At 57.5% G+C, this 22,684-nt stretch carries 23 protein-coding genes and 1 pseudogene; 15 read left to right on the top strand and 9 right to left on the bottom strand.

Annotation, left to right across the window (positions count from 1 at the left end):
- Positions 1–221: 221 nt before the first annotated feature.
- A complete protein-coding gene (gene bamA / locus BIND_RS01500) occupies positions 222–2,789 on the top strand; it encodes an outer membrane protein assembly factor BamA (RefSeq protein WP_012383307.1) in 2,568 nt (855 codons plus the stop codon).
- Between the two features lie 213 nt (positions 2,790–3,002).
- The gene (locus BIND_RS01495; protein ID WP_012383306.1) at positions 3,003–3,848 is read left to right on the top strand and encodes an LpxD N-terminal domain-containing protein; all 846 of its coding nucleotides are present in this window, start codon (positions 3,003–3,005) and stop codon (positions 3,846–3,848) included.
- A gap of 146 nt (positions 3,849–3,994) precedes the next feature.
- On the opposite strand, the gene BIND_RS01490 is transcribed toward BIND_RS01495, so the two are convergent.
- The 5 genes from BIND_RS01490 to BIND_RS01470 all read right to left on the bottom strand — a co-directional run bounded on the left by BIND_RS01490 (position 3,995) and on the right by BIND_RS01470 (position 8,214).
- Positions 3,995–4,654 carry a Fic family protein gene (locus BIND_RS01490; protein ID WP_012383305.1) on the bottom strand — a complete coding sequence of 220 codons (660 nt, stop codon included), beginning with the start codon at positions 4,652–4,654 and terminating at the stop codon, positions 3,995–3,997.
- Positions 4,651–4,848 (bottom strand): hypothetical protein, encoded by a 198-nt coding sequence (locus tag BIND_RS01485; protein ID WP_012383304.1) that lies wholly within the window; start codon positions 4,846–4,848, stop codon positions 4,651–4,653. The genes BIND_RS01490 and BIND_RS01485 overlap by 4 nt, the downstream gene beginning before the upstream one ends.
- Positions 4,849–5,004: 156 nt before the next feature.
- Positions 5,005–7,659: an excinuclease ABC subunit UvrB gene (gene uvrB / locus BIND_RS01480; RefSeq protein WP_012383303.1), complete on the bottom strand. Its 2,655-nt coding sequence runs from the start codon at positions 7,657–7,659 to the stop codon at positions 5,005–5,007.
- Positions 7,660–7,722: 63 nt separating this feature from the next.
- Complete coding sequence (locus BIND_RS01475; RefSeq protein ID WP_012383302.1) at positions 7,723–7,971, bottom strand: hypothetical protein; 249 nt, start codon at positions 7,969–7,971, stop codon at positions 7,723–7,725.
- Between the two features lie 54 nt (positions 7,972–8,025).
- Positions 8,026–8,214: a hypothetical protein gene (locus tag BIND_RS01470; protein WP_012383301.1), complete on the bottom strand. Its 189-nt coding sequence runs from the start codon at positions 8,212–8,214 to the stop codon at positions 8,026–8,028.
- A 256-nt stretch (positions 8,215–8,470) separates the two neighbouring features.
- On the opposite strand from BIND_RS01470, the gene BIND_RS21565 reads away from it, so the two are divergent.
- From BIND_RS21565 to BIND_RS01420, 9 genes are all read left to right on the top strand, one after another.
- Positions 8,471–8,707 (top strand): hypothetical protein, encoded by a 237-nt coding sequence (locus tag BIND_RS21565; protein ID WP_041777873.1) that lies wholly within the window; start codon positions 8,471–8,473, stop codon positions 8,705–8,707.
- A gap of 53 nt (positions 8,708–8,760) precedes the next feature.
- Positions 8,761–9,498 (top strand): manganese catalase family protein, encoded by a 738-nt coding sequence (locus BIND_RS01460; RefSeq protein WP_012383300.1) that lies wholly within the window; start codon positions 8,761–8,763, stop codon positions 9,496–9,498.
- A 246-nt stretch (positions 9,499–9,744) separates the two neighbouring features.
- Positions 9,745–10,224 carry a MaoC/PaaZ C-terminal domain-containing protein gene (locus BIND_RS01450; protein WP_012383299.1) on the top strand — a complete coding sequence of 160 codons (480 nt, stop codon included), beginning with the start codon at positions 9,745–9,747 and terminating at the stop codon, positions 10,222–10,224.
- Positions 10,214–11,017 (top strand): SDR family NAD(P)-dependent oxidoreductase, encoded by an 804-nt coding sequence (locus tag BIND_RS01445; RefSeq protein WP_012383298.1) that lies wholly within the window; start codon positions 10,214–10,216, stop codon positions 11,015–11,017. Before BIND_RS01450 ends, BIND_RS01445 begins: the two co-directional genes overlap by 11 nt.
- Positions 11,018–11,391: 374 nt before the next feature.
- The gene (locus tag BIND_RS01440; RefSeq protein WP_244395931.1) at positions 11,392–12,669 is read left to right on the top strand and encodes a cellulose synthase family protein; all 1,278 of its coding nucleotides are present in this window, start codon (positions 11,392–11,394) and stop codon (positions 12,667–12,669) included.
- Positions 12,670–12,890: 221 nt separating this feature from the next.
- The gene (locus BIND_RS01435; protein WP_012383296.1) at positions 12,891–14,054 is read left to right on the top strand and encodes a fatty acid desaturase; all 1,164 of its coding nucleotides are present in this window, start codon (positions 12,891–12,893) and stop codon (positions 14,052–14,054) included.
- A gap of 173 nt (positions 14,055–14,227) precedes the next feature.
- Complete coding sequence (locus BIND_RS01430; protein WP_012383295.1) at positions 14,228–14,896, top strand: dienelactone hydrolase family protein; 669 nt, start codon at positions 14,228–14,230, stop codon at positions 14,894–14,896.
- 310 nt (positions 14,897–15,206) lie between these two features.
- Entirely contained in the window at positions 15,207–16,091 is an 885-nt protein-coding gene (locus BIND_RS01425) for a xanthine dehydrogenase (protein WP_012383294.1), read from the top strand.
- A 212-nt stretch (positions 16,092–16,303) separates the two neighbouring features.
- Positions 16,304–16,708, top strand: coding sequence for a winged helix-turn-helix domain-containing protein (locus BIND_RS01420; protein ID WP_012383293.1), 405 nt, complete (start codon positions 16,304–16,306; stop codon positions 16,706–16,708).
- Here the strand turns inward: BIND_RS01420 and BIND_RS01415 are convergent.
- On the bottom strand, positions 16,638–17,123 hold the full coding sequence (locus tag BIND_RS01415) for a TOBE domain-containing protein (RefSeq protein ID WP_012383292.1): 486 nt from the start codon (positions 17,121–17,123) through the stop codon (positions 16,638–16,640). The two genes, BIND_RS01420 and BIND_RS01415, sit on opposite strands and share 71 nt — an antisense overlap.
- A 332-nt stretch (positions 17,124–17,455) precedes the next feature.
- Positions 17,456–18,316 carry a ModD protein gene (gene modD / locus BIND_RS01410; RefSeq protein ID WP_012383291.1) on the bottom strand — a complete coding sequence of 287 codons (861 nt, stop codon included), beginning with the start codon at positions 18,314–18,316 and terminating at the stop codon, positions 17,456–17,458.
- A gap of 326 nt (positions 18,317–18,642) precedes the next feature.
- Here modD and BIND_RS01405 point away from each other — a divergent pair, with 326 nt between their 5' ends.
- Together BIND_RS01405 and ybgC are read left to right on the top strand one after the other, a co-directional pair.
- Complete coding sequence (locus BIND_RS01405) at positions 18,643–18,852, top strand: TOBE domain-containing protein (RefSeq protein ID WP_012383290.1); 210 nt, start codon at positions 18,643–18,645, stop codon at positions 18,850–18,852.
- A gap of 136 nt (positions 18,853–18,988) precedes the next feature.
- Positions 18,989–19,423, top strand: coding sequence for a tol-pal system-associated acyl-CoA thioesterase (gene ybgC / locus BIND_RS01400; RefSeq protein ID WP_012383289.1), 435 nt, complete (start codon positions 18,989–18,991; stop codon positions 19,421–19,423).
- Between the two features lie 262 nt (positions 19,424–19,685).
- Here the strand turns inward: ybgC and BIND_RS01395 are convergent, their stop codons facing one another.
- Positions 19,686–20,990, bottom strand: coding sequence for an alpha/beta hydrolase (locus BIND_RS01395; protein WP_012383288.1), 1,305 nt, complete (start codon positions 20,988–20,990; stop codon positions 19,686–19,688).
- Positions 20,991–21,071: 81 nt separating this feature from the next.
- Between BIND_RS01395 and BIND_RS01390 the strand changes: the two genes are divergently transcribed.
- Positions 21,072–21,653 (top strand): TetR/AcrR family transcriptional regulator, encoded by a 582-nt coding sequence (locus BIND_RS01390; protein WP_012383287.1) that lies wholly within the window; start codon positions 21,072–21,074, stop codon positions 21,651–21,653.
- Between the two features lie 148 nt (positions 21,654–21,801).
- Complete coding sequence (locus tag BIND_RS21145; protein WP_148210525.1) at positions 21,802–22,035, top strand: hypothetical protein; 234 nt, start codon at positions 21,802–21,804, stop codon at positions 22,033–22,035.
- On the opposite strand, the pseudogene BIND_RS20405 reads toward BIND_RS21145, so the two are convergent.
- Positions 22,027–22,668 (bottom strand): annotated as a pseudogene (locus BIND_RS20405) (IS5 family transposase). The gene BIND_RS21145 and the pseudogene BIND_RS20405 overlap by 9 nt on opposite strands.
- Positions 22,669–22,684: the final 16 nt, after the last annotated feature.

The raw sequence follows: 22,684 nt of genomic DNA, 5'->3' as shown, positions 1-22,684 counted from the left end.
AAGGTGTTGCTTACCATAGGACGTGACTTGCAGGCCGCGGCAGAGTCAAAAACGACAAATGATAACAAACTTGATTTGCAGGCTTGGCTAAAAATTGTAGAAGCAAAAAAGAGCGGATTTGAAAGAGTGGGTTCTTTCGATCCATTATTCGACAACTGGACGCACTTTCCTTGAAAGTCGGGTTGTGTGTAGGCCAAATGGGAATGCGGGGACCGGTCTGAATGCCGATCATCAAGGGTCACTCAAGCCGGATCATTGCCAGTAAGGCCGAGGCCGCAGCCTCACAGGACGCAAGCGTCGGGAGCAGTCCGAGGCGCTTGAGCCGCGCAGGGCTCTCGGGCAAAGCGAAGTTCTTGGGCAGGGCCAGCGCCACGGCGCTCATAGCCTCCCTTTATCTTGCCGCCGTGATGCCTTCCGCTTTCGCCGTGTCCGTGAGCGTCCACGGCAATAAAAGGGTCGATACGGAGACGATCGCCTCCTATTTCACCGGCACCGATTCCGCCTCCGTCAACAAGGGCGTGAAGGATCTCTACGCCACGGGTATGTTCTCCGACGTCAAGATCAGCCAAGCAGGCGGCGGCCTCGTGGTTTCGGTCACCGAGAACAATATCATCAACCGCGTGGTGTTCGAGGGTAACAGCAAGGTCAAGACCGAAACCTTGCAGGGTGAGGTTCAATCCAAGTCGCGCGGTGCCTACAGCAAGGCCACCGTCGATGCCGACGTCGAGCGCATCAAGGACGCCTACCGGCGGGCAGGCCGCGCCGGCGCCAAGGTGACGTCTCGCATCGTCGATCTCCCCAATGGCCGCATGGACGTCGTCTTCACCATCGACGAAGGCGAAAAAACCGGCGTGAAGCGGATCGAATTCGTCGGCAATACGGTTTTTACGTCGAATAAACTGCGTGATCTCATGCAGACGACGGAGATGAATTTCCTCTCCTTCTTCAAAACCTCCGACGTCTATGATCCTGATCGCATTGGCTCCGATCTCGAGCTGATCCGCCGTTTCTACCTCAAGAACGGCTATGCGGATTTCCGCGTCGTCGGCTCGGATGCGAAATTCGATGAGAACGAAGGCGGCTATGTGATCACCATCACGGTCGAGGAAGGCGTCCAATATAAGGTCCAGAGCGTCACCATCGACTCGCATCTGCCCGATATCGACACCAATTCGCTGCAAAAGTTCCTGCGTCTTTCGCCCGGCGAAATCTACAATGGTGACATGGTCGAGAAGACCGTCGATGCTCTGACCCGCGAAATCTCCCGGCACGGCTTTGCCTTCAGCCAGGTGCATCCGCGCGGAGATCGCGATCCGGCCTCGCGCACCGTCAGTATCGTTTTCGTCCTAGAGGAAGGGCCGCGCGTCTATATCGAGCGCATCGTCATCCGCGGCAACACCCGCACGCGCGACTATGTCATCCGTCGCGAATTCGATCTGGGTGAAGGGGATGCCTATAATCGCGCGATCGTTGAGCGCGCCGAGCGGCGGCTGAACAATCTTGGCTATTTCAAAAAGGTCAAGATCACCAACGAGCCAGGCTCCGCCCCCGATCGTGTCATCATCGTGGTGGATGTCGAGGATCAATCGACGGGTTCGCTCTCCCTGTCGGGCGGCTATGGCACCGCCTCCGGTCTGATCGCCGAAGTCTCGGTCAGCGAAAGCAATTTCATGGGCCGCGGCCAATATGTCCGTCTTGCGGTCAGTGCCGGCCAATATAGCCGTGGCGTCGATTTCAGCTTCACGGAGCCCTATTTCCTTGGCAACAGGATCGCCGCCGGCTTCGATCTCTATGCGAAGAAGACCGAGGTCTCCTACTATTCCTATTACAGCAATTTCATCACCGGTGGCACGTTCCGTCTCGGCCTGCCGGTGACCGAGGAACTGACCTTCTCGCCACGCTATTCGATCTATAATTCCGATCTCACCATTCCCGATGATTGGAATCACCCCTATGACGACTGTAACAGGCCGATCTGGGGCTTGACGCCTGGCTTTGGCGCCGGCGCTCCCAGTTATTCCTATAGCTGCTTGACGAATGGTGAAGCCTCGCTCGCCCTGAAGCAGGCGGCGGGTCAATATCTGACCTCCATGTTTGGTTATACATTGTCCTATAACAGCTTGGACAATAACAAGAATCCGACATCCGGCATTTTTGCTGAATTGCGCCAGGACGTGGCCGGCGCGGGTGGTTATTCGGAATTCGTCAGGACCACCGGTGATTTCCGAATCTATCACGAACTCACCGAGGACATCGTTGGGTTCCTCCGCTTGCAAGGTGGCGATCTTGTCTCCTTGAACAGCAAGGGCCATCCCTTGCGCATCGTTGATAATTTCAACCTCGGACCAAGCCTCGTGCGCGGCTTCCAGCCCATGGGTCTTGGCCCACGCGACGTCTCGCCCGGTGTCGATTGGAGCGGCAACCCCTTGGGTGGCACGAAATATTGGGGCGCCACGCTCGAAGCTCAGTTCCCGCTCTGGGGCCTGCCGCGTGACCTCGGCCTGAGAGGCGCCGTTTTCGCCGATGCGGGTAGCCTTTGGGGATATGAAGGCCGGACCAATTTCGCCAATGGCGGCAACATTATCCCGAACAATGCTCCGCCGCTTTATACGCAAGGCAATACGATCACGGTTGGCGGTGCTGGCATGACGGTCCGCTCATCGGTCGGCGTGTCCCTGATCTGGTCGTCCCCCATGGGTCCGATCCGGTTCGATTTCGCCAAGGCGCTCACGAAGAGCCCCTTCGACCAGACCCGAATCTTCAACTTTACGGGTGGCACGAGTTTCTAAAACCAAGCCCCGTCAGGGCCCGTTCTTGGTGGCTCGCGCACCGGCTCAATCCAAGGGAACAAGCCGCAAGGCCCCTCGGATTGGATAAGCCGCTGCCCCTCAAGAGGCGAGTGCGTTCAACCACATTGCTCATGAATCCTTCGAATGTGTCATCAAACCCAAAAGTGATATTCACTTTTGGGTTTGATTTTATCTTCATCCGTTTCTCTTCCCATGAGTGATCCTCTCTTTACGCCGCCGGCTCCCTGGCTTTCCCTCGCCGAAGTCGCAGCTTTGACCGGAGCCCAGGGAGCGGGAGATCTGACCGCGCATATCCATGCCGTGGCACCGCTAGAAAATGCGGGCCGGGGCGACCTCTCTTTCTTCGATGCGTCCCAAGATCCGGCCCTGCTCTGCGAGACCGGCGCGACGGCCTGTCTTATTGTTCCCGCCCAAGCCAGCCTGCTCGCGCCTTCGGTCGTTCCGCTCCTGACCCTCGACCCGCCAGGGGCTGCCGCGCTGGTTCTTGCGATTCTATTCCGCGAATCCCTCCGGCCAGAGAGTGGTTTTGGCGGTCCGGGTCTGTTGGGCGTTTCGCCCGGCGCCCATGTCCATCCCAATGCCCGGCTGGAAACGGGAGTTGGAATCGATCCCGGAGCCGTCATCGGTCCGCGTGCCGAAATCGGTGCTGGCTCTCTTATTGGCGCTGGAAGCGTCATCGGTCCGGGGGTCCGGATTGGGCGCGATTGTTCAATCGGAGCCGGAGTGTCCATCAGTCACGCCTTGATCGGCAATGAAGTCGTTCTTGCGCCGGGTGTCCGCATGGGTCAGTCCCCGGTTCTTACTGCCTGGCCAGTGGCGCCCGGCCGAGTCATCGTCCAGGACAAGGTCGTTATCGGCGCCAATAGCACGATCGATCGGGGCATTTTGCGTGATACGATCATCGGCGAGGGAACACGGATCGCCGCCTTGGTCGCGATCGGCGCCGATGTCAGCCTCGGCCGTTTTTGCCGAGTTCCGCAAAGGACGGAACTCTCTGTCGGCATGACGTATGGGGATCAATCCGTCATCGGCGTTTGACGCCGGGAGCCGTCAGTAAAGCCTTGAGACACGATGTCCTAGAACGGGGCTAGCCCTTCGCTCCAGCTTGACCTTGCGGATTAAGCTCGCCGCCGCCGAAATTATCCGGCCGAAATAATCTCTTGTTTTGGAATTACAGGAACTGACTAAAGCGGATCAGTAGCGGCTTCTTCAGTCGCGTGAGATAATTGTCGTTCCAACATCTCTTCTAGCATCTTTTCCATGCCCGCGAGATGCAATCTCTCATGCTTCCATCCCGCATCCGCTTTTTCGAGTTCATCGTAATAAGGTTTTTTATCGGCGGCGATTTGGTCTGGAATTGTCGGCGTACCAGGAAGAAGACTCTTTAGCTTTATATTAAGGACGACATAAGAAACAACGCGTGCCGTTCTCCCGTTACCATCGGCAAAGGGGTGAATCCAGTTCATTCGCCACAGAACATAAGCGGCAAGGTGAATTGCATTCCTTTCATCCCAATTTTCATTAACGTAGCGGCACATCTCCGCCACATGGTCAGGAACCTCGATATGGGGAGGTGGATTGTGGTGGCTTTGCCCAATACGAACTGGAGAATTCCGGTATGTGCCCGCCAATGGATGGAGGCCTTCCAGGGCCTGTTGATGGAGTTGGAGAATTAAGGCTTGTGTTAGACGGAACTTACGTCCCCCATCCCAAATTTGATCTATAATAATTTTGGCAGCGGTCTTGAACTGCCTAACCCCATTTTCTGCTTCTCGACGCGCTTTTTCGATTGGATCGGAAATCAACTCTACTGGATCAGCTTGGCTGTGGCGATCCTCGCTCATTTTGCCTCTGCAGCTTGAGCCTTTTCCTCTTGGGTGATTTTTTCGTCAGCTTCGGCAACCATCTCGCGGGTAATCATAGAATTTTCAATATGGGTATTCCCATAAACAAAACTCAATCTTTGCTCTCGTGCCTGCTCATCCGTCATTTGAATCTTCCGGGCTTTTGCAATCAACAATTCCAGAGCTTCGGTCATTTTTTCCCCCATATAGTTCAAAGTCGCGAACCATAGCCAACAACACCATAGGCTAAATGGCCGATCAACATAAAATCACGCGATGGGTTGTCGGTCGTGCGTTACACTTCAAAAAATCTGGAACGTCATACGGGACAATATGTCCGTGTCATTTTCTCAGGATGCGGAACGCGTAGGCTTCGAAGCCCGCCGCTTCATGCGCTGGGGAGATTTACCGGAACCTGCATGCGGCTTGGCTTCGCCACCGCCAAAATTATGCGGCCCCATTTCGGCATCGGTCGGTTTGTGCGGACGGTTCACCGGCAGATTGGCGGCGGCGCCATATTTGCGTGCGCCCTTATAGGCCCCGGCCTGTTCCTCAACCTCTTCCTGGCGCGCCAGCGGATCATCGGAAACAGCCAATTCGACCGCCTGTAACCGTTGCAATTCATCGCGGTAGCGGGCCGCCGCCTCGAATTCGAGATTGGCCGCCGCCTCGCGCATACGCTTTTCGAGATCGGCAATGGTCATCTTGAAATTATGGCCGGGCTTGAGATCGGCCTGGGCGAGACCGGCATCGACACTCACATGATCCTGCTCGTAGACAGAACCCAGAATGTCGTGAATGCCGCGTTTGATCGTCGCCGGCGTAATGCCATGTTCCCTATTATAAGCTTCCTGCTTCTCGCGGCGGCGCGTCGTCTCGGCCATGGCGCGTTGCATCGATCCGGTCTCGTGATCGGCATAGAGAATAACTTTGCCTTCGACATTACGGGCGGCGCGGCCGATCGTCTGCACCAATGAGGTTTCGCTCCGCAAAAAGCCTTCCTTGTCGGCGTCGAGAATAGCAACGAAACCACATTCGGGAATATCGAGTCCCTCGCGCAACAGATTGATGCCGATCAGGACATCGAAAGCGCCGAGCCTGAGATCGCGGATAATCTCGATACGCTCGATCGTATCAATATCGGAATGCATGTAACGCACGCGGATGCCAGCCTCGTGCAAATATTCGGTCAGATCCTCGGCCATGCGTTTGGTTAGCACCGTGACGAGGCTGCGATAGCCTTGGCGCGTGACCTGGCGCAATTCATCGAGGAGATCATCAACCTGCGAGCGCGCCGGATGTACCTCGACGGGTGGATCGATGAGGCCCGTCGGGCGGATGACCTGTTCGACGAAGACACCGCCGGTCTGCTCCATTTCCCAGGAACCGGGCGTCGCGGAAACATGCACCGTTTGCGGCCGCATCGCCTCCCATTCCTCGAAACGCAGCGGGCGATTATCGAGACAGGACGGCAGACGGAAACCATATTCGGCGAGCGTCGCCTTACGCCGGAAGTCGCCGCGATACATGGCACCGATCTGCGGCACGGTGACATGCGACTCATCGGTAAAAACGAGCGCATTATCGGGGAGATATTCAAACAGGGTTGGCGGCGGCTCACCGGGCCTGCGGCCGGTCAGATAGCGCGAATAATTCTCGATGCCGGCGCAAGATCCCGTCGCTTCCAGCATTTCAAGATCAAAGACCGTGCGCTGTTCGAGCCTTTGCGCCTCCAGCAATCGGCCCGCCGCATTCAGTTCATCGAGGCGCTGCTTCAATTCCTGCTTGATGCCCTTGATCGATTGCAACAGTGTCGGGCGCGGCGTCACATAATGGGAATTAGCATAAACCTTAACGAATTCGAGATCCTGCACTTTCTTGCCGGTCAGGGGATCAAATTCAACGATGCTTTCAATCTCATCGCCGAAAAAGCCAATACGCCAGGCGCGATCCTCATAATGGGCTGGAAATAATTCGAGCGTATCGCCGCGCACCCGGAACACGCCGCGCGAAAAATCGCCCGCTGAACGCTTGTATTGCAAGGCAACGAGATCACCGATCAATTGGCGCTGGTCGATCCGCTCGCCCCGTTTCAAGGTGAAGGTCATGGCCGTATAGGTCTCGACCGAGCCGATACCATAGATACAGGACACGGAAGCGACGATAATCACATCATCGCGCTCGAGCAGGGCACGGGTCGCGGCGTGGCGCATCCGGTCGATCTGCTCGTTGATCGAGCTTTCCTTCTCGATATAGGTGTCGGAACGCGGCACATAGGCTTCCGGCTGGTAATAATCGTAATAAGAAACGAAATATTCGACCGCATTATTGGGAAAGAAGCTTTTGAACTCGCCATAGAGCTGCGCGGCCAAAGTTTTATTGGGGGCAAGGATCAAGGCGGGGCGATTGGTGCGGGCGATGACCTGCGCCATGGTGAAGGTTTTACCGGAGCCGGTGACGCCAAGCAGAACCTGATCGCGTTCCTGAGCTTTGATGCCAGTGACTAATTCATCGATCGCCTGCGGCTGATCGCCTTGCGGAGTGTAATCCGAGACAATTTCGAACGCATGGCCCCCTTCGCTTTTGTCGGGCCGGGGCGGACGATGCGGCTGCCACGGAGGCCGCTCGCGCAGATTGGGATCGCCCCGCGCCAAGAGGTCCTGCAAGGATTCCGCTGTCGCCGAGGCCCCGGTGAGCTCCGAGAAAGCCGGCTTCGCGGCCGTGCCCCGGCCGCCGCGCCTGCGGGCCGGCGCCTCCATCTCCAAGGGTTCCACATCGAAATGAAAAGCCGCCCGCGCCTCGGCAAAGCCCGATGGCTCGCCATGCTCTTCGAGCGTGGCGAGCGATTTGTTCAGAGCCGGATTGAGCAGGGCAGCAAGATGCTCGTCGAGCGGCTGAACCTCCGGCTTGGAGGCCTTCGCCTTGGAGGTTCTTGGCTTTTTGGCAACCGCCGGCTCAGCGGTCTTGGATTGGGCCGTTCGCGGGGAGGAAGGAGCTTTGGGCATGGGGTCAATATAATATCGGACTGGCTTCTTCGCGAACACTCCATTGTACTGTTTAAATTAATTCTATTTTCGTAAGGCCAAAAGCCAAAGATAGACGGCTCCTGGCGCCCAAAAAAACCAGACAAGGAATCCTGTTCGCGCCGGAAATAGGTAAAGCAAAGGTGCCATCCAGAAGGGGCACCAAACGGCGAAGGCGATCCACACCCGATCACCGGCTCGATGTGCGAACAACGCGGTCGGGATCGCCAGTGCCAACCAAAAAATAACGAAGAGCACGCCTGCTGCAACCACCATGGAAACAGTACCGGCCATCATCCCTCCCGCTTTTTCAGGCCCGTTCAGCGGGTCGATGCTTGGACCGGTTTCTCAAAGCCCCTCGAAAACGACACCAGCGAGAAGAATGCCATAGGCCGCTGCCATGGCCCAGAACCGGTGCGTGGAGACATAATGGCCGACCCAGGGCACTTTCGTATAGAGCGTGGCGATGGCCGTCACGGCGACCGCCAGGGAGACGAGCAGGACAGGCGGTGAGGGCGGTGAAAGTCTGAAGCGCATGCAATCCTCGCCAATGAAGCAGCCTTTCCAGGAGCAAAAGTCGGTGATTGCCGATACTGGGGGTTGCTGATCGATTCTCTGGCGAGATGTTTAGGCCAAGTATTCTTAAGGACCGGCAAACCGGTCAAGCCCTGCTTGGGCCGATCCTTGATGGCGCCAGCCTTCGACCCATGCAATAGCTTGCAATTGAAGCAAAAATTATGCCTCATACGACGGCTCAGCCCGCGATAATTTCACGCATCGGCCTTGAACTTTTATGTCCCTGCCTCGTTTGCCGGGCAAGCAGCCTTATGGGGCTGAAGCCCGCAAGGCTGTTTTGAATACCCGCGCACTTGACCAAGTTCGCGGAACGGAGCCGCCATCCATCCTCTTGCAGGGCACCCTTGCAACCTTCTTTGCCAATTCTCAGCAAGCGATCCGCGGCTTTCACGTCGCGCCGATATCCATCGCACGACGGTTCTACCTAGAGCACCGCATGTCAAACCGGACATGAGCGATGCTCTTGGTTTTCCAATCACATCAAACCAGGTTTCTCGAGGATCAGCCATGTTTCTCCATGTCAAGGAAACCCTTCATCCCGTCAGCATCGGAACACCAGACCCCAGCTTCGGCCAAATGCTCCTGGAACAATTTGGCGGCGCGACCGGGGAATTAACCGCGGCTCTGCAATATTGGGTACAATCGTTCCATGTGGAGGACGCCAGCATCCGCGATATGCTGCAAGACATTGCCATCGAGGAATTCAGTCATCTCGAAATGGTCGGCAAGCTGATTGCCCAACATACCAGCAAGATCGATCAGACCGCTGTTCATGCAGCGCCTCTCTTCTCCATGAAAGGCATTGGTCCGCATTTCCTCGATAGCCAGGGGGCACACTGGACCGCGTCCTATATCAACGAGGGCGGCAATGTCGTGCGCGACTTGCGCGCCAATATTGCTTCAGAGGCTGGCGCGAGGCAGACTTATGAAGCCTTGATCAAACGCTGCATGGACGAGAAGACCAAGAAAGTGCTGGTCCACCTGCTGACACGGGAGATCACGCATACGCAAATGTTCATGAAGGCGCTCGCCGCCATGGGCAAGCTCGACGATCCCATGTTTGGCACCATCACGCCGGACGAAACAGTCAATGTGGTCTTCAATTTCTCGGCCGGCGAGGATTATCGCGGTCCCTGGAACGAAGGAAATTTCAAATATATTTCGAATCCCCAGGCGGAAGGCGGTCTGCCACCCGATCCGATCAATCCCGACGACGAGAAGATCAATAAAGCGGCGGCGGAATAGCTTTTAACCACCCTTAAATGCCAACGGTCACAATAAATGACCGTTGGACTGCTCTTGAATTTTCGCTCTCGCTTTGAAAAAGCGAAAATTCAAGAAAGGAACCAAAGGTCGTTCTTCACGACCTTTGGTATAGGAAACAATTTCCTTTCCAGCGCCAAATGCTCTAGGGATCGGACAGGCGACGCGGCCGGGCTTAAGCCCCAACGCCCGCCCCGCGCCGTCCCGTCCCTGGAGGCCCTTGATTAGATGTCCCTTGATCCTGGCGTCTCATGTCCTGATTTCCCCTGGCCCAAACCCGGTGAGATCTTGCCGCCCCAGGCACTTGGGCCTTTCGATAGCTCAGCGCTTTCCGCCTATGCCCTGGCCTCGGGCGACGATAATCCCCTGCACCTCGATCCCGCCGCCGCGCACAGTATCGGCCTGCCGCTTCCTCCCGTGCAGGGCATGCTGATCCTGGCATCTTTCGAGCCTTGTCTTGCCGCCTGGAACCCGCAATTGCGGCTTTCCCGCCTTTCCGCGAAATTCCTGCGGCCGGTTTTCCTCGGCCAGGGCCTTACCCTGTCCGGCAAAATCGTCCGCCATCGCACCGAGCCCGAACCCGAGATCGTCCTGCGCCTGATGGCGCATCTGGCCGCTCCTCCCGCGTCCAACGATTCAAAACCCGGCGAACTCGCGATCCTGGCCGAAGCCAATCTCATCCGGAATCCGTCTCCTCATGCCTCTTAACAGCCGGCGCCCTCCCCAAACCGTCCTGATCACCGGCGCCTCGAGTGGCATCGGCCGGGCGTTGGCCCTCGCCTATGCGGCACCGGGCTCCCGCCTCATCCTCATCGGGCGCAATGCGGAACGGCTCGCGGCCACAGCGCAAAAGGCCATGGACCAGGGCGCGGAGGTGATTATCGGCGCGATCGATGTGCGCGATCAGGCCGCCATGGCAGCCTGGATCTCCGAACGGGACAAAACGCATCCGATCGATCTCGCCATCGCCAATGCCGGCATTACCACCGGGCTCTCGCCCGGCGAATTGACCGAGGACCCGCAGGCGGTCAGGGCCATTCTGGCCACCAATCTCCTTGGTGTCCTCAATACGATCGAGCCTTTGATCCAGCCCATGAGCGCGCGTGGGAAAGGGCAAATCGCCTGTATTGGCTCGATCGCCGGCCTCCACGGCCTGCCCTATGCGCCCGCCTATTGCATGACCAAATCCGCCGTTCACGCCTATATGGAATCGATTCGCGGCCGCCTTGAAGCACGCGGCCTCGTCGTCAGCCTGATTATCCCCGGCTTCGTCAAGACGCCCTTGAACGACAGTATCGACGCGCTCAAACCGCTCGAAATCAGCGACTCCAAAGCCGCCGCGCTCATACGTCGCGGTTTGGAGCGCGGCAAGGCGATCATTGCCTTCCCCCTGCCGCTCTATTGGCTGGCGCGATTTGGTCGTCTCCTGCCGCCCAGGCTCTACGACAGGATCATGGCGGGCGTCGCGGCGCAGGTGCCCCAGACACAGGAACGGGTCTGAGAGTGCGAAGCCGCCTGTTTCAAAGATATGGTTAAAATTTGAGACTGTTCCCAAAAGCATTCTTGATGATTTTCAAGTTGAGACCGACCCCTCCAAAGTTCTGAAAACACAAGAATTCGTTCCAAAGCGGGAATTTCTTCCCGCGCCGATGGCCACCTCGGCATTTGATTCTTTTTTCAGAACAAGACGTGTCAACCCCTTGGGAAGGCATCATTAAGCTTTCTCACCCGTTGCAAGAATATGTTGCAATTCGTTGGTTGAGCCCCCCGCCAATCCATGATGAATCGAAAACGTGGAATAGTCTGAAATACTGCGGCGGGATGCAGCCTTTGTTATCGATCGATTTCCTGAGATTTGGTCTCGAGAGCAGCCTCATGCTCTCCCTTCTCGGATTACTGCTCGTTGCGAGCGGCTTTCTGGCTCTGATCGGCATTAATATTTTCGAGCTATTGATCGGTCGGCGCCTGCGGGTGCCCCTGCCCGGTCCGCTCGTGGCGGAAGCCAACCTCCCCCACGTTCTGATCCAGATTCCGGTCTTCAACGAAGCGGAAATGGTCGCCGAGGCGCTGCAGGCGGCGGCTGCCCTGCAATGGCCGCGCGACCGGCTGCATATTCAGCTTCTCGACGACTCGACCGACGAAACCTCGACGATCGCCCAGAGAATTGTGCTTAATCTGCGGGCCCAAGGCACCGATGTGCTGCATCTGCGTCGCGCCGATCGGTCCGGCTACAAGGCCGGCGCGCTGGCCGCCGGCATGGCCCGTTGCGATGCACCTTATGTCGCCATTTTCGACGTCGATTTCCGGCCGCCGTCCAACTGGCTGCGGGCCGTCGTGCCCATGCTGATCGCCGACAAAAAGGCTGGTTTCGTCCAGTCGCGCTGCGAATTTTCCAATTATGCCACCAATTGGCTGACCCGCATCCAGGGTCTGATGATGGATGCCCATTATACGATGGAACAAGCGACGCGCTATCGCGCTGGCTGGCTGTTCCAGTTCAATGGCACCGCTGGCCTGTGGCGGCGTGAGGCGATCGAGGCCGCCGGTGGCTGGTCCGCGGATTCCCTCTGCGAGGATCTCGATCTAACGGTCCGGGCTCGTGTCGCCGGCTGGCATGGCGTCTTCACCATGGAACCCGTGGTGCCCGGCCTCGTCCCGGAAAAGGTTCGTCATTGGCGTGTCCAGCAAAGACGTTGGTCGACCGGCTTCGTGCAGGTCACTCGCAAGCTCATGAAACAGATCTGGACCTCGGATTGCTCTTTTGGTCTCAAGCTCTCGTCGAGCTTCCTGATCCTGATCCAGGCTTTCTATCCCTGCGCCGCCGTTGCCACGGCATCCATCCTTGCCGGCGTGCTGCTGCGCGGTGGTGATGCAACCGATTATGTGCCTTTGCTCGATGGCTTTGCAGCTTTCGTCGCCTTCATCGCCATCGGCCTGACGCTGGTTCCCTATCTCGTCCTGCGTCGCGGTCCGCTGCATCAATATCTCCTGACGTTGATTCTGCTGCCGCCCATGATGATCTACATCAGCCTGTCCAACGCGCCAGCCATCCTCAAAAGCTCGTTCGGTGGCACAGAAACCTGGAAGCGCACGCCGAAATCACGGGCCCTTCCCGCCGGTGCTTCGACCGACGACAGCTTTGGGGATCTTTGATCCTTCCGGCGCGGAGGCTCCCGCTCTTTGCACCGCATCATATGGATCTGCAAAGGTTTTCGCTTCCGCGACCAATTGATGCTCCAGAGCCTTTTCAGCCTCCATGGGGATGCTGAAAAGGCTCTTTGTTTTTAAGATCGCGTAGTGTCCAAACGGGGCCAAGAACCACGCCTGTCCCAGATGGGCCGTCCCCAAAACCCGAACTCGAAAGGATGTCTCCCATGGCCAAACTTTTCGATCTCGGTCCACCCGATCGTGCGCCCCGCCTCACGGCCTATATTCCGGGGCCCGCGCAGCGCCCGCATCCGCCGCGCCGCCGTGCGATCACAGCAGCCCATCCCGATGTCGTCGCGCTGGTCGGCCACGATCCGCTCACGTTCGTCATTACGCTCGGCATCGTCGGATTCCAGATCCTGATGGCCGGCTGGATGAGTTCTCATGTCTGGTGGGTCGCGCTCATCGCCGCTTATTGCATCGGCGCCTTCGCCAATCATGCTCTCTTCGTGGTGATCCACGACGCGACGCATAATTGCATCTTCGAATCGGTGCGGGCGAATAAATGGGCGGGCATTCTCGCCGATCTCCCCAATACGGTGCCGACCGCCATGGGGTTTCGCTATTTCCATATCAAGCATCACTCGCATCTCGGCGATTATGATTATGATGCCGATCTGCCGAGCCATTGGGAGGCCCGCCTCTTCGGCCGCACATGGTACGGCAAGGCCGCGTGGATGCTTTTGTTTCCGGTCTTCCAGGGCACAAGGCTCAGCCGCCTCAAGGCCACCGTGCCCATGTGGAGCCGCTGGACTTTCATCAATCTCGCCTGCGTCGTCCTGTTCGATCTTGCGATCCTTGCCGCCTTCGGCCCTGTGGCTCTCCTCTATCTCTTCGCGTCCTTCTGGTTTTCCGTCGGTGGCCTGCATCCGCTCGGCGCGCGCTGGATTCAGGAACATTTCACACCCGACACGCAGCAGGAAACCTATGATTATTACGGGCCCTTGAACTTCCTCGCCCTGAATATCGGCTACCATAACGAGCACCATGATTTTCCGGACGTACCGTGGATCTGGCTTCCCTGCCTCAAAGCCATGGCGCCTGAATTCTACGGCCATCTGAAATATCATCGGTCCTGGTTCAAACTTTTCGTGACCTTCATTGTCGACCCGCGTTTCACGCTCTATACGCGGCTCGATCGGAGCGCTGCTTCGCTCGCCAGCCCCGAGGCCGTGATGGCGCGCGCGCAAGAGGCACAAGCTTCGGCCCAAGGACAAGTTCAAGAGCAGGCTCAAGGGCCGGCACCTCAAACGCAAACCATTCCAGTCAACAAGCCGGTGGACGGCACCGCCGGCAAGACATCCAAACAGGCGACGCCCGCCGCCGCCTGACCGCTGTGCCAGAGCATTTTCAATTTACATTTGAAAATGCTCCCGTTTCCCGAGTGAAGCGTTTCGGATAAATCCGAAACACTTCAGGGCGGCAATCAGAACTGCGCAATCAGAGCCAAGACCCCGGAGCCATGAAGCCCGAAATTTGGCACAGTCGAAGGGAAGGAGAAGCCATGGGTGAACAGATCACTTTGACGGCGAGCGATGGCGTGAAGATCGGTGCCTACAAGGCCGTTCCTTCCGGCACGCCGCGTGGCGGCATTGTCGTCGTACAGGAAATTTTCGGGGTCAATCCGCATATCCGCAAGGTCGCCGATGGCTATGCGGCCGAAGGCTATCTGGTCGTCGCCCCGGCTTTGTTCGATCGGATGGAACCCGACGTCGAGCTTGGTTACACCGGCGAGGATTATAACAAAGCCATCAATTTCATGAATAAGATCGACAAGGAGAAGGCCTTGCTCGATATCGCCGCCGCAGTCGCCGCCGCCTCAAGCGCTGGCAAGGTCGGCATCGTCGGCTATTGTTTTGGCGGCCTCATGAGCTTTACCGCCGCAGCCCGCGTGCCCGGCCTTGCCGCCGCGGTCGCCTATTATGGCGGCGGCATTGCCCAGGTTGCCGATCTCCAACTCAAAGTGCCGCTCCTCCTCCATTTCGGAGAACGCGACAATCTGATCCCCCCGGCCGATGTCGCCAAGATCCACGCAGCCCATCCCAATGTGCCGATCTATACCTATCCGGCCGGCCATGGCTTCAATTGTGACGCCCGCTCAAGCTATGACAAGCCGAGCGCCGATCTCGCCCTCTCCCGCTCGCTGGCTTTTTTCTCCGAACATTTACGCTGAATTTTTAGGCGGCAGGCACCCTCCGGCCGATCCAGAAAATCCTGTAATATCAAAATATCTCCGGGGTTCTCATACGCCCTGGAGTTACGCTGACGCGCCAAAGTTCGCGTTTGAGGTGAAATCGCGGGCAAATTGCCGATGAAAAGTATTGTTCAGTATATAGCTTTTGACGTATTCTAGGATTAACAGCCGTTCGTCCTAGAGTGTCGCTCGCTGAACAAGGCCAGAGAGATGCTCTAAGTCTTCAGAATTGCATCACATTCACCAAGGAGCGTGGCCCGCTTTTTGGCTTGATGCCTTAGAGGTCTCCATGCGCCCCGACCCTTTTTCCAATCGGACGGATTCGAACCGCTTTTCAAGCCGTCCCCTTGCCATCGTTCTCGGAACCAATGAAATCGCCTCAGCCGTCGCCGTGCTGCTGCATCGGACCGGCCGGGCCGTGATCCTCACGCATGATCCGGTCATTCCGGTCATCCGCCGGGGCATGGCCTTTCATGATGCCCTCTTCGGGGATTTCGCCTGGGTCAATGATCTCAAAGGGCAGCGCGTCGATTATCTGAGCGAGGTGCCAGCAGCGCTCGCGGCGCGCGACACGGTTCTCGTCACCATGATGGGGCTGATCGATCTCCTCATTCTCGGTCCCGTCGATGTCATCGTCGATGCGCGGATGCACAAGCGCTCGATCAAGCCGGATCTACGCGGCCTCGCCAAATGTGCGATCGGCCTTGGCCCCGGCTACAGGATCGGCGAGAATTGCGATCTTGCGATCGAAACCCGTCCCGGTCGCATCGGCCATCCTTTGGTTGATGGCGCGACAGAGGACCAGCACGAGGAGCCGAGCCTGCTTGGCGGCGTCGGCGCCGAGCGTTTCGTCTATACGGAAGCCGGCGGGCGCTGGCGCACGGCGCTCGATGTCGGGACCCGCGTGTTCAAGGGCGTGGTGATCGGCCATCTCGACCGCCAACCCATCATGGCTCCGATGGATGGCATTTTGCGCGGTCTCGCGCGCGATGACACAGAAATGCCTTCCGGCGTCAAGCTTGTCGAAATCGATCCGAGCGGTCGGGCTGGCCGCTGGACCGGCATGGACGAACGGCCGCACAGCATTGCCGAGGCCGTTCTCCGCGCCATGCGCCGGGCCGACGCGGCACGCATCGACCTCAGCCACCTCGTGCCAGGCCTCCACTTACATTAAGTTTCATCTACCTGTCACATTTTGCATGCAAAACAGCATTATCCTATGCGTTCAAAAATATTGTTGGAATTGCAACTCAATCAGGGGCTCTTTCTCCCTTGAAAAAAGGCAAGACGAAATCAATTATTTAGGACCTTGGGGCTATACCCTCGGCAAATTGACTCGAAATTTCGGGCAATGCCTGCTATAGTTCGAGCTATAAGGGAGCTTCCATGCAAAAACCTAAGCCTAGCCGGGCCTGCCTCGCGATCGAACTCCAATTGCCGAATGGCGGATCTTTTGGGCCGGAAGATCTGGCCTTGATCAATATGATCCGTTCCGAACGGTCGATTATCGGTGCCAGCCGTGCCCTCGGCCTTTCCTATCGGAAATGCTGGCTGACCGTCGACGCGCTAAACCGCACGTTCGAAAGCCCCGTCATCGCCACCTTCCCCGGGCGACGCGGCGGCGGTGCCGAGATCACCCCTTTCGGTGAACGTCTCGTCGCGCTTTACTGCTCGATCGAGCGGCACTCGTCGAATTCCGCCAAGAAATCCCTCGACGAACTTACGTTGGCTCTGGATTGGGCTTTCGAGCCAAAGGCCAAGGTCGTGGAGCCGGAGCGCGATCTGGCGTAATTTCACCACTGGCAATCGCCACCGCCTTGATCATCACCCAGGCGGACAGGCCAGGCTCGAGCGCCAGCCGCAGGATTGATTCCTTGGTCACAAGGGCATGCAGGCGGGTCTTGCCGAGATCGAACGTCACACGCACATAGGGCGGCGTGAGATATTCGAGCTCGGCGATCTGCCCAGGAAGCCGATTGGTGATCGAGACATCCATTGGGCGCGACAAAGCGATAGAGACGTCCCGCGCATCAATGCGCACGCGGACGACCGAGCCGATCGGATGATCGATCAGCGGCACACGCAATTCCCCATCCTCGCAAAACAAGGTCGTCAGGCCCATGCTCTCGTCGTGACGCAAGACGCGGGCGTGAAGCATCGTCTTCAGGCTGGGCCGGCGTCTGGTTTTTTTCGCGACTTCCAACATGATCCGATCGTGATCCCCCGTCCTGCCTCAGAGCCTAATGCACAAGCGCCTATCGCATAAGAGCCTATCGCATAAGAGCCTATTCAAGGGCCGCTCCACGAATCCGAGCGTTGCCCTTTGCCCTATTCTTGAGTCACCAGGAATGTTCCTGGATCATCCTTGAATCCCTGCCCCTCTTTCGAAAGATGAAAATGCGAGAATGAAGCCAAGCTTTTTCTGCGTGGCATCATGCAATTGATTTTCAAAACCTCGAAGAGGCTCCGCCTTTTGATATAAGCGTAAACATGACGAACATGCCTTAATTTTCAAATGTCGCAAGTCGGAGGTGCTGGTCATTGACCGAGGATGGCTGGACCAAGCGTGACCGCGACATCGCGCGGCTTGCCCCAATAAGGTGAGGAGGTCACGAGAACATCCGCCCCTGCCGCCGCATAAAGGCCTGCATTTTCAGCATTAATTCCCCCCGCTGCGGCGATCACCGGCTTTGGTTGCAGCGATCCCACGGCCTCGACCAAGGATATAATGGCCGCAGGAGAAAATTTTTCCGCCTGAATCACATCGGCCCCCGCCTTGGCCCAGGCCAGAGCTTCTTCGACCGAGGCTACCTCCACGACAATTTTCTTCTCGGCCGCCTCGCGGCGAACCTGTTCGACCAAAGCCTGTTCCGACTGACCGCTCAGAAAGGCGCGATGCTCGGCAAAGATCAAAATGGTTTCGGAGAGGCCGAGACGATGCGGCAAAGCCCCGCCGGCGAGAATGGCCTTGAGCGAGATCAGCTTGGTGCCTGGCACCGCCTTGCGGGTGCAGGTGACCGCAATATTGGGGCGAACCGCGCGGGCCGCATCGACGAGAGCGGCGGTGGCCGTGGCTATGCCGGAGGCCACTTCAATCAGATTCTGGCTGACCTTCCAGGCGCGCAACAAAACCGGGGCGGGCCCTTGCGCGGTCAGGATCGGAGCCTTCGGCACCAGTCTGTCGCCGGACGCGGCGTGCCGCACAACTTTGGCGCCCGCCCGTTCGATGATCCGGGCAGCCTCCTCCACGCAGGCTGCCACCATGGGGTCGCGCGCGGCGAAATGCATCTCCCCGGCGTGAGCATCAAGGGCGAGGACATGGGTTGTCAGATCGAGAAGTGGACTATCATCGGCCAGCAATTGGTCGAGCACATGGTCGGGCAAAATAGGAAGAATCACATCATCACTCCGCTGGATCCTTTTACCGACCAAGAAAAAACAAAAAAATGAACCAGCCTGGGACTCTTAAGAGGGAGTGTAAGAGCTTTGTCACAAAGCTATATCTAAAATCTCTCAGGATGACCATGCAGGAAGCATGCTGAGTCAGCAGTCAGGAATTGCCTTTCCCCCTTGATAACGCCTAGATTGCATTGATATTTCATCCATAAAATCAGAGCTAACGACAAGCTCAAGGATCATTGGAAAACTTTCACCCTCTCAATGATCTCTCTTCACGTCTAGATTTGATCAAATGTAATTGCGTTCATTGGCCAAGAAAGGATGCCATGAGTAAGATTTCCGCCTGCAACGTGTTGGACGGAACGGTCGCGGCCATCCATCAAGGTCCGACGACCTCCCATGTCGAAATTACCGTCCAGGGTATCAAGCTGATTGCGTCGATGACCAATGAATCGGTGAAAGCGCTAAATCTCAAGGAAGGGATGCCGGCCCATGCCGTCATCAATCCGAATGACGTCCTGCTTCTCGTCGACTAGAGCATCGGACTTTCAATTGAACCCTGTCCAATGCTCTATCTTTCTGAAAACGCATCAGATTGGTCCCAAAAGTGGGAGCCACTTTTGGGTCTGATGCTGTAGAGCATCAGCTTAGGAAAAGGCCGTGTAAAGAGACATGGAGAGTCCAGAAAGCGTCGTGCCGCATTGTCTCGGCATTCGTGTCTATTATGAAGACACGGATTTTTCCGGCATCGTCTATCATGCCTCCTATCTGCGTTTCATGGAACGCGGCCGCACCGAATTCCTGCGCGAACGCGGCATTTCCCAAGGCCTCCTCGCCATGCGTTCCGAGGGGGAAGCCTTTGCCTTCGTCGTGCGCGGCATGGTGCTCGATTTTCTGCGCCCGGCGCGGATGGATGACGAATTGATCGTCGAGACCCTCATCGAGACGATCGGCGGGGCCTCCATCACCATGACTCAACGCGTCACGCGACAAGACAGCGAGCAGAAGACCATTCTGGTAACCGCCACCGTGCGGCTTGCCATATTGGCGGGGAGCCGCGCCAAACGTATTCCGCCCTCGATCCGCGCCAAGCTGGCGGAAGGTTAGAGCATCAGGCCCAAAAGCGGCCCCACTTTTAGGACCAATCTGATGCATTTTCAGAAAAATAGAGCATCGGATAGGATTCAGTTTAAAAGTCCGATCCTCTAACATTCCAGATGACCCGTTGGGGTAGGCCGTAGCGAAGCCGGAAACTAACGCCTGACCCGGACCACCAAACCGAAGCGCTTCATTGAATGTGACGGACCTGTCGGGACGGTGATCAGGTCGCCGGGCAATATTTCAAGAGCGGCGATAGGCATTCCCCGGCCTAACGGCTGGTACGACCCGCCCCACCAACCTCCTTAATGAAGGCAAGCAGGAGCGCGCCGAGCCGAACCGGCTGCTCCTGTTGGATCCAGTGACCGGCACCGTCGATCAGCTCCATGCCACCCATCCTCGTCGCCGCCTTCGTCCTCATGAGATCGAGCGCGCCTGGCGCCGAATAGGTGCCCCAATCGCTCTTCCCGCCGATGAAGAGCGACGGGACATCGATCGTCTTGCCCGAAAACAGGCGCAACTCAGCGTTTAGGTCAGGATCGGAAAAGACGCGATAAGCCTGCAGGGCACCTTGAAACCCGGTGCGGTCGTACTCCTCTGTATACACTCCAAGTTCTGGCTCGGTGAGCCATTTGCAGGCCAGGACCTCGGTGGCGGAAGGTTGGAATGGAGCGACGGTCTGGGGCATCGTCCTGCCGAGATCCATGACGTAATAAGTGGGCATTCGTGCAAGTTCCGCGGCGGTTCGCGCCTTCAACGGATGGGGCTTGTTTCCCGGCCAGTCGGCGCTCTTGACGTAGAAGAATGCACGCAGAAACGCATGCAAGCCTTGAGGGGGGTGCCACATGTCATCGTTCGCCGCCCGCGTGCTCAAGTATTGTTGATAATACTCTCTGGGCGGATCGAGCGCGGCCAGCGCGGCCGCTAGCTTTTGATTTTCAGTGTTCGGTTGAACCGACGATGCCTCGTTTTTCGCGGTATCGAATGGAAACGCCGGCGGACCAGGGAACGGTGCGCTCATCAGCACCACCGAGGGAAAGACGTCAGGTCGGGCTAGCGCACAATAGGCTGCTACGGGTGAGCCGAGGTCGTGCCCGACGAGCATTGCCGTACGGCGATACCCCAACGCCGCAACCAGTCCGAGGGCGTCACGCGCCATATTCAAGAAGCTGAAGGGCTCTAACGGGGCGTCATAGTCGTTCACCCAACCGGTTGTGCGGCCAAAGCCCCGCTGGTCGGGCGCCACGACATGGTACCCGGCTTCAGCCAGAATTGGAATCAAGTGTCGCCAGCCGTAAGCCAAATCCGGAAAGCCGTGCAGAAGCAGCGCGAGCGGCCGGCTGGGGCTTTCGTAACCGGCCTCCAGAATATGGACATTGAGGCCGTTGACCCCATGGATCATGCGCGAGCGGACCCCCGTGGGAAGCGTTCCCTCGCCATATGTCCATATCGTCAAATCAGTTCCTCCCATGGGGTTTGCGTGGGCCGGTCGAAGTGAAGCCGCAACCAGGCTGGCCGCGCCCATCGCTAAGACGGCGCGTCGAGACGGCGATGGTTTGATTTTGTAGAGAGGCATCGCCGAACTCCGCTATATGGTGATCACCATAGTATAGTGACCACCATAGAAGCGTCAAGCAAAGCGTGGTATGTTCGCGGCATGACACGTAAGACTGACGCCCGCGCTCGCGCGATCGCCACGGCCGAACGGCTGTTTCGCATCCAAGGCTACACTGCGACCGGATTGACCCAGATCCTTGAAGAAAGCGGTGCGCCTAAAGGATCGTTCTACTTTCACTTTCCACGCGGCAAGGCACAGCTCGCGGAAGAAGCGATCGATCATTACATTGCAGGTAGAATTGCTGTATTACGGAATATTTCGGCGAATACGACGGGCGATGCTCTGAATTTTGTTCATCAGATTTTCGGCACATTCGCGGCCGAGATGGTCGCGACCGATTTCCAGTATGGATGTCTCATGCAAAATCTGGCGAATGAACTGCCCACGCTTGACGCTGAGCTGACTAAACGGGTAGCGCGCGGATTTGTCGATTCGACCGAGATTATTGCGGAGCATTTCAGGGGGTGCGGTTTCGCTCCCGCGCGCGCATCCTCAACCGCAGCCGCATTGGTAGCTGCCCTCGAAGGCGCGCGCACGATCGCCCGCCTGGAACGCACGCCGGCTATATTCGAGGCGCTGGCGGATGTTAGTGTCCAGAGGTGGGCTACCCCCGAGAGGTGATCCGGGTCCAATGTTCTCGCCCGGGCCAGACCCCCATCCTGGGGGTTGACTCCGGCGGGTCCAAAGGTACCTCCTGCGGCCGTCACCGCCTGCGCTCTTGGCGGCGCGCGATCCATGAATGTCGCGCTGTATGGAAATGGAGCGAAGAATGCCTGACCTGATCTTGCGTCTATCCGGCCTTCTTGAAGGCAAGCCTTGGTCTTTACAATTACGTTATCATGATTGCTGCGGGCCGACTGAATACATCACGCTTACTCGTGTATCTGATGATACTGCGAAAGATATTATCAAGGCTGGTGCGCCTGACTGGCTGTTTGGCGAACCAGATTGGGATAACGAAAATCGCAAACGCGAATTAGGGCGTGTGGGGGATTTATTGTGAGTTGATTATGGCGGCGGCGAGATAGATCATGGCCTCGAAGCTCTGATCGGTTTTGTCTGCGCGCATGGCGATGCGTTTGAACTCTTTGAGCTTGCAGAAGAAGTTCTCGATCAGGTGTCGCCACTTATACATTTCGGTGTCGAGCGGGATGGGCTTGGCCGTCGCGGATGCTGCGAGATGACGATCTTGGCACCGCGTTTGTTGAGATTGGCGACGATGGTGTTGCTGTCGAAAGCCTTGTCGGCGATGACGGTGCCAAATTCGACCCCGTCAATCAGCGGGGCGACGCCGATGCTGTCGAAGCGGTTGCCCGGCATCAGGTGGAAACGTACGAGATTACCCAAGGCGTCGGTCAGCGCGAGAATTTTGGTGGTCATCCGCCTTTCGATCGGCCTATGGCCTGGCTCTGAGTCCCCCTTTTGCGCCCTGCCCCTGGCGGTGAACCTTCACGATGGTGGCGTCGACCATGGCGTATTCCATGTCCGCGTCATCCGACAAAGCGTCGAAAATCCGCTTAAAAACATCAGCCTTGCGCCAGTCGCTGAACCGGCGGAACGCCGTGCTCCAATTGCCGAACAGACATAGCGGCGCCATCTTCGCCCACTGGGCGTCCGTCAATACAAAGCGTTCCATCCAAAGTGTGAATCAT

Source organism: Beijerinckia indica subsp. indica ATCC 9039, from assembly GCF_000019845.1.
Lineage (GTDB): Bacteria > Pseudomonadota > Alphaproteobacteria > Rhizobiales > Beijerinckiaceae > Beijerinckia > Beijerinckia indica.
This window is presented reverse-complemented; position numbering and strand designations above follow the sequence as displayed.

Excerpts from the sequence above, each read along its gene's own strand:
- BIND_RS01450 (WP_012383299.1), top strand. The coding sequence starts at position 9,745 with ATGTCCCTTGATCCTGGCGTCTCATGTCCTGATTTCCCCTGGCCCAAA.
- BIND_RS01430 (WP_012383295.1), top strand. The coding sequence starts at position 14,228 with ATGGGTGAACAGATCACTTTGACGGCGAGCGATGGCGTGAAGATCGGT.
- BIND_RS01490 (WP_012383305.1), bottom strand. The coding sequence starts at position 4,654 with ATGAGCGAGGATCGCCACAGCCAAGCTGATCCAGTAGAGTTGATTTCC.
- BIND_RS21145 (WP_148210525.1), top strand. The coding sequence starts at position 21,802 with ATGCCTGACCTGATCTTGCGTCTATCCGGCCTTCTTGAAGGCAAGCCT.
- BIND_RS01440 (WP_244395931.1), top strand. The coding sequence starts at position 11,392 with ATGCTCTCCCTTCTCGGATTACTGCTCGTTGCGAGCGGCTTTCTGGCT.
- BIND_RS01425 (WP_012383294.1), top strand. The coding sequence starts at position 15,207 with ATGCGCCCCGACCCTTTTTCCAATCGGACGGATTCGAACCGCTTTTCA.
- BIND_RS01460 (WP_012383300.1), top strand. The coding sequence starts at position 8,761 with ATGTTTCTCCATGTCAAGGAAACCCTTCATCCCGTCAGCATCGGAACA.
- BIND_RS01475 (WP_012383302.1), bottom strand. The coding sequence starts at position 7,971 with ATGGCCGGTACTGTTTCCATGGTGGTTGCAGCAGGCGTGCTCTTCGTT.
- BIND_RS01415 (WP_012383292.1), bottom strand. The coding sequence starts at position 17,123 with ATGTTGGAAGTCGCGAAAAAAACCAGACGCCGGCCCAGCCTGAAGACG.
- BIND_RS01485 (WP_012383304.1), bottom strand. The coding sequence starts at position 4,848 with ATGACCGAAGCTCTGGAATTGTTGATTGCAAAAGCCCGGAAGATTCAA.
- BIND_RS01395 (WP_012383288.1), bottom strand. The coding sequence starts at position 20,990 with ATGCCTCTCTACAAAATCAAACCATCGCCGTCTCGACGCGCCGTCTTA.
- uvrB (WP_012383303.1), bottom strand. The coding sequence starts at position 7,659 with ATGCCCAAAGCTCCTTCCTCCCCGCGAACGGCCCAATCCAAGACCGCT.
- bamA (WP_012383307.1), top strand. The coding sequence starts at position 222 with ATGCCGATCATCAAGGGTCACTCAAGCCGGATCATTGCCAGTAAGGCC.
- BIND_RS01470 (WP_012383301.1), bottom strand. The coding sequence starts at position 8,214 with ATGCGCTTCAGACTTTCACCGCCCTCACCGCCTGTCCTGCTCGTCTCC.
- BIND_RS01405 (WP_012383290.1), top strand. The coding sequence starts at position 18,643 with ATGAGTAAGATTTCCGCCTGCAACGTGTTGGACGGAACGGTCGCGGCC.
- BIND_RS01390 (WP_012383287.1), top strand. The coding sequence starts at position 21,072 with ATGACACGTAAGACTGACGCCCGCGCTCGCGCGATCGCCACGGCCGAA.
- ybgC (WP_012383289.1), top strand. The coding sequence starts at position 18,989 with ATGGAGAGTCCAGAAAGCGTCGTGCCGCATTGTCTCGGCATTCGTGTC.
- BIND_RS01420 (WP_012383293.1), top strand. The coding sequence starts at position 16,304 with ATGCAAAAACCTAAGCCTAGCCGGGCCTGCCTCGCGATCGAACTCCAA.
- BIND_RS21565 (WP_041777873.1), top strand. The coding sequence starts at position 8,471 with ATGTCCCTGCCTCGTTTGCCGGGCAAGCAGCCTTATGGGGCTGAAGCC.
- BIND_RS01435 (WP_012383296.1), top strand. The coding sequence starts at position 12,891 with ATGGCCAAACTTTTCGATCTCGGTCCACCCGATCGTGCGCCCCGCCTC.
- BIND_RS01445 (WP_012383298.1), top strand. The coding sequence starts at position 10,214 with ATGCCTCTTAACAGCCGGCGCCCTCCCCAAACCGTCCTGATCACCGGC.
- BIND_RS01495 (WP_012383306.1), top strand. The coding sequence starts at position 3,003 with ATGAGTGATCCTCTCTTTACGCCGCCGGCTCCCTGGCTTTCCCTCGCC.